This is a genomic window from Bacillus sp. LR--39, from assembly GCF_053613335.1.
Genome location: NZ_JBSIOT010000458.1, coordinates 1 through 948, shown reverse-complemented (window position 1 = coordinate 948; position 948 = coordinate 1). Strand labels below are relative to the sequence as shown.

The 948-nt window shown below is 48.3% G+C and carries 1 protein-coding gene; it reads left to right on the top strand.

The features are described from left to right. The coding region (tcyP, locus tag ACWHAR_RS24115) for an L-cystine transporter TcyP (protein WP_452088063.1) at nucleotides 1-948 on the top strand (948 nt) is incomplete at both ends.

The following is a 948-nucleotide window of genomic DNA, read 5'->3' as shown; positions in this document are numbered from 1 at the left end:
AGTAGCAACAACAGCAGTTGCTGCAGCTGTCGGTATCGCGTCCGCGCTTTCATTTGATCTGCAGGCGATTCAGGTTGACCAAGGAAGTACAGAGCTTTCACGGGGACAGGAGCTTCAGCAGAAATCAGAGGATATGACAGCGAAAACGCTGCCGCAGCAGATTGTTGAACTGCTGCCTGGAAACCCGTTTTTAGATTTTACGGGAGCTAGACCGACTTCAACGATCGCTGTCGTTATTTTTGCCGCTTTCCTTGGAGTGGCATTCCTCGGCGTAAAACACAAACAGCCGGAACAGGCAGAAACATTTAAAAAACTGGTTGATGCCGTTTATGCCATTGTCATGCGTGTTGTCACACTCATTTTGAGACTGACGCCTTATGGGGTGCTGGCCATCATGACAAAAACAATTGCAACGAGTGATCTTGACAGCATTCTAAAACTGGGCATGTTCGTGATTGCATCATATGCCGCGTTAATCACTATGTTTATCATTCATTTGCTGCTGCTGACGTTCAGCGGCTTGAATCCGGTGATTTATTTGAAAAAAGCGGTGCCTGTACTTGTATTTGCATTTACGTCAAGGTCTAGCGCAGGTGCTTTACCGCTGAATATTAAAACACAGAGAAGCATGGGTGTACCGGAGGGAATCGCAAACTTTGCCGGTTCGTTCGGCCTTTCGATCGGCCAAAATGGATGTGCCGGCATTTATCCTGCGATGCTGGCGATGATGATTGCTCCGACTGTCGGCCAAAATCCATTTGACCCGGTGTTTATTATCACTGTTATCGCAGTCGTTGCCATCAGCTCCTTCGGGGTTGCCGGAGTCGGCGGCGGAGCGACATTCGCGGCGCTTCTTGTTTTATCATCATTAAACATGCCTGTCGTGCTCGCCGGTTTGTTAATCTCAATTGAACCGTTAATCGACATGGGGCGTACTGCTTTGAATGT